Here is a 3,978-nt window from a genome sequence, read left to right as displayed (position 1 = left end):
TCCGGCCGGCGAAGGACGAACAGCTGCAGGCTCTCCAGGACTTCGACACCTGGACCGTCACGCTTCCGGCCGACGTGCTCGAAGACCTCGAGCGCGTGGACCACGACTGAGCATCAAACCCACGGGTGCCGACGCGTGTTTTCACCGTGGGGGAGCTGAGCGAAATGCTGCTGGGTGTGCTCGCGGGCAGCGCGCTCGCGCCGATCGGACTGCTGGTCGCGCGCAGTACTGCGCACACAGAGCTGAGCCGCCGGCACAAACTGTTGCTCACTGCAGCTGCCGCGCTCGGCGGCGCTGCCTGCTCCCTGTGGCCCGCGGCGCTCCTGGCACCGGCGACGCTGACCATCGTGCTGGCCATCCCGGCGACGGCGATCGATGCCTTGGAGCACAGGATCCCGAACGTGCTGAGTCTGCTGCTGGCCGCCGGCGTGCCCGTGACGCTGGTGTGTGCCTGCGACCTCGCTCAGTTTCTGCGTGTGCTCGGCGGAGCAGCGGCCTGGGGCGGGCTGCTGCTCGCGGCCTTTCTCGCCACAGGCGAACCGGGGCCCGGCGACATCAAGCTTGCACCCAGCCTCGGCATGCTGGCGAGCTGGGGGAGCTGGCAGACCCTGGTCACGGCGGTCGTTGCTACGTACCTGCTCGCCGCGGTGGTCGGGCTCATCGGAGTCATCGGTGGCCGGATTTCACTGCGTGCCGGTCGGATCGCGCTTGGCCCGGCGATGGTTGCGGCGACCGTCGCCGCTGTCACTGTGTCCTCCTGCATCAGAACTTGAGCGCCCAGCCGTGTCTTCGGCAGCACATCAACCGGAAGCTAGGGAGAGTACACAGTGGATGGTCATCTGTGGCACGACGATGAGCTCGACTACGCGGCATCGAACGCGGCCCAACGATTCGACCTCGATCAAGACCGCGCCCGCGATCTCGTCGGGATGGTCTCGGACGCCTTCGAAGAAGGCGGCGACGCTGTCGAAGACGCCCCTTGGGACGTGCAGGACGCCGACGGCTCGGTGCCGGGTGAAGACTTCGTCGACGACGTCGCCACCAGCCTTGGCTACGACCTGAGCTAGGCAGCAGCGCCCGCGCAGCGCCCCCAACTTCTGAGGCCGCTGCGCGGGCGCGGTCACTCCTTTGCTCGGATCACCCAACGCTGCGCGTCACGATCCCAGACGGCCTCTTGGTACAGGCGGTTCATGTCGGGGAATACGAGGAGGAAGCCGTACTCCTCGCACTCCCGCGCTCCGTGCCAGTACCCGGACCACACATCGGGGCCGCATCCGCCGAGCTCAGAGCAGGAGTCGAGAGCAAGCCCGTTGTGCAGACACCGCGCGACGTCGCACTCAGGCCAGTGAACCTCACCGATGCCGACACCGCAGTCGGGACAGTGTTCTTCCTTTTTGATCAACGTCAAGGGTCTTCCCTCCTCACGACCGGTCGATCGGGGTATCGACCAGGTTCACCGTCTTGCCGATCCGGACTGGAGCGCCGACCGGACCGCGCCAGTGACCGGCGACGATCCGGCGCCGCCGGTCCTCCCAGCCCGGGCCGCACGCCTGCCACCGCACGAACGGAGCCACGGGAAACTGCACACCGACGGTCCGTCCGCTCTCCCCCGTGCCCCGGGACGGGCTGCGCGAACGGGGCTTGCGGCTCACCGACACCACACGCACCGGTGACGAGTCAAGCCCCGCACGCTCGGTTCGGCGACGCAAGGACTTGGGCACGGGGTTCTCCTTCACTTCGGTGAAGGAGTTCGGCAAGCAGAAGAGCCACGCGGCGATGACCACCGGGAGCCACTCCAAGGTCGTCTTGGTGGCCGACATCTTCGACGGGTTCGCGAGGCGGACGCCGCTCTCGCGCACCGTGGGCTCGGACTTTCCCCACGGCAGATAGATCTCGTTGTCCCACGTCAGCTCGGCTTGGTGGATCCGAGCCAATCGCGCGGCCTCGGCGTGACCGGCGCCCAGGTTCCGGAGGGCGGCCTCGGCGGCTGGGTAGTCGGTCGCCGACCAGAAGGTGAGCCACAGACCCGCGTCAGGTGAGTTCATGAGGTCTGTCGGCCCCCACGACAAGGCGACGATCTGCACAGTGGCGCCGTCTTCCCGGATGTACTCGGCCATCGGGCGTCCGAAATGGACGAACCCGTTCAGGGACGGCACGTCATGCGGGCGGACATCCCAATGGTCCTTCACGCTGCGCGCAGTATGAAGGATCAGCGTGGTGATGTCCTCGGTGACGTAGAAGAGCTTGGCCTGGCTCAACCGCCGGTACTCGTCGGCCAGAAGCAAGGCGGCCGCGGATGCTGGGTCGTCAGCGGGCCGCAACGTACCGTTCCCGGCCGCGAGCGCCACCGAGGTCAACGCCAGGGCGGGATCGGTCAACAGGTACTCGGTCAGGTGCTCGCGCAGCGCCGGCAGTTCACGCGGCGACGGTGGCCGCCACTCCTTCGTCGTAGTGCTCAACAGTGCGCCTCCAGGAAACAATGATTACTAAGTGGTCAATGTTTACGGTACGCTCACTGACGATTACTTAGTAATCAAGGTTTCTGTTGAGTACCCGATCGGAGGAGAGATGACCCCAGATGAGCACGCGGCCCAGGTGGCGGCCGCGATCGACGAAACGTGGCACTCGGGGAGTTCGGAGCCGCGCCACGACGTCCCGATAAGCGCAGCGGCGACCGTTTGTCTGCTCCGGCCTGACGACGCGGAGTCCATGGCGAAGGCGATACATGAACAACCCGCGGCAGCGTTCCTGTCCACCGCGCGGCATTTGTGGAGCTCCGTCCTGCGGGCCCGTCCCGGACTGGTGCACCTGGTCCATCCGATGGTGAACTGGATGTTCGACGACCCTGCCGCGCACCTGGTCGACAGGTTCAAGATGACCGTGGAAGCCGCTCTCGATGCCGACCAGCTCGCCCTGACCGGGACCAAGTGCCGGTACGACACAGACCAGTTGGGCCACCTCCTGACCAGGCTGAAGTCACGCACTGCGCTCCGTAGCAACGCGCAGATCTATACGCCACCGGACCTCGCACTGGTCGCTGCCGCTCTCGTCCTCGACCGGGTCGAGCTCGGCCAGACGTTCTGCGACCCCGTCGTCGGCACCGGTGGCCTGCTTCGAGCCGCAGCGCAGGTGATCCGCCGCCATGGCCACGACCCGGCCGACATGGTCTGGTACGGCGCGGACATCGACCCGCTGGCCATCGCCGCTACGGCGGTCAACAGCGTGGTCTGGGGCCTCGGCCGATCGGTCATCCTGTACTGCGGAGACACCCTCAGCGCGCCGAACTGGGCACGCGAGGCCTTCAGCGCCCGGCGCGACGTGCTCCGCATCGCCCGCGACATCGAGGCGATCAACTTCCTGAACCAGCTCTAGCCGCAGCGCGTGGCGGTCCCTGCGATCGGCGCCGCTCGCTGCTAACTTCCGCTCCATGGCCGACCGGCGGACCGAGGTGGACGGGCAGCCCAGCAGTACGGGGGAGACCCTCCGCTACGCGGACATGGTCGAAATCGGCACCTGGTTCGACCTCGACCACCGCGTCGTCGCCACCTGGCGCAAACGCTACGCCGACAGTCACCCGTTTCCCGAGCCGGACGTGATGACCGGCCGTACGCCAGGTTGGGCTCGCAGCCGGCGCCCCGAGATCGAAGCCTGGGAACACGGCCGGCCTGGTCGAGGAGTCGGCGGCGGACGTCCCCGCAAACGCTGATCTGAGCTGGCGATCGACGATCGCGGGGTGTGCGGTGCCTGATTGACCGCTTCCGCTCCGGGGAGGTGTGGAACGCGGTTCGGCCGGGCAATGAGCTTTACCGCAGGTTGTATTTCCGCGTTGCTCCCCGCGGGGGCGGGTTCGTTGGGCCGCCACTCCGATCGGTGCCACTTGCCCCCGAGCCTGAGGATGCTCTGGGGGGGACTGCCCAGACTTCGGTTGACACCGGGGCTGACTGGTTTCAGGCCGCTGGTGCGGCGGTGTAGATGGTC

At 67.2% G+C, this 3,978-nt stretch carries 6 protein-coding genes; 4 read left to right on the top strand and 2 right to left on the bottom strand.

Annotation, left to right across the window (positions count from 1 at the left end; genetic code table 11):
* Positions 1–164: 164 nt before the first annotated feature.
* Complete coding sequence (locus AB0878_RS49265) at positions 165–773, top strand: prepilin peptidase (protein ID WP_366590615.1); 609 nt, start codon at positions 165–167, stop codon at positions 771–773.
* A 54-nt stretch (positions 774–827) separates the two neighbouring features.
* Complete coding sequence (locus AB0878_RS49260; protein ID WP_366590613.1) at positions 828–1,067, top strand: hypothetical protein; 240 nt, start codon at positions 828–830, stop codon at positions 1,065–1,067.
* A gap of 53 nt (positions 1,068–1,120) precedes the next feature.
* On the opposite strand, the gene AB0878_RS49255 is transcribed toward AB0878_RS49260, so the two are convergent.
* Both AB0878_RS49255 and AB0878_RS49250 read right to left on the bottom strand, forming a co-directional pair.
* The gene (locus AB0878_RS49255) at positions 1,121–1,408 is read right to left on the bottom strand and encodes a hypothetical protein (RefSeq protein ID WP_366590611.1); all 288 of its coding nucleotides are present in this window, start codon (positions 1,406–1,408) and stop codon (positions 1,121–1,123) included.
* 13 nt (positions 1,409–1,421) lie between these two features.
* Positions 1,422–2,348, bottom strand: a complete 927-nt coding sequence (locus tag AB0878_RS49250) for a hypothetical protein (protein WP_366590608.1) — start codon at positions 2,346–2,348, stop codon at positions 1,422–1,424.
* Positions 2,349–2,568: 220 nt separating this feature from the next.
* Between AB0878_RS49250 and AB0878_RS49245 the strand changes: the two genes are divergently transcribed.
* Positions 2,569–3,372, top strand: a complete 804-nt coding sequence (locus AB0878_RS49245) for an N-6 DNA methylase (protein WP_366590606.1) — start codon at positions 2,569–2,571, stop codon at positions 3,370–3,372.
* 55 nt (positions 3,373–3,427) lie between these two features.
* Positions 3,428–3,706 carry a hypothetical protein gene (locus AB0878_RS49240; RefSeq protein ID WP_366590604.1) on the top strand — a complete coding sequence of 93 codons (279 nt, stop codon included), beginning with the start codon at positions 3,428–3,430 and terminating at the stop codon, positions 3,704–3,706.
* Positions 3,707–3,978 lie beyond the last annotated feature (272 nt).

Source organism: Amycolatopsis sp. NPDC047767, assembly GCF_040704195.1.
Lineage (GTDB): Bacteria > Actinomycetota > Actinomycetes > Mycobacteriales > Pseudonocardiaceae > Amycolatopsis.
Note: the sequence above shows the minus strand (reverse complement) of the source record. Positions and strands in the feature narration are given on the sequence as shown.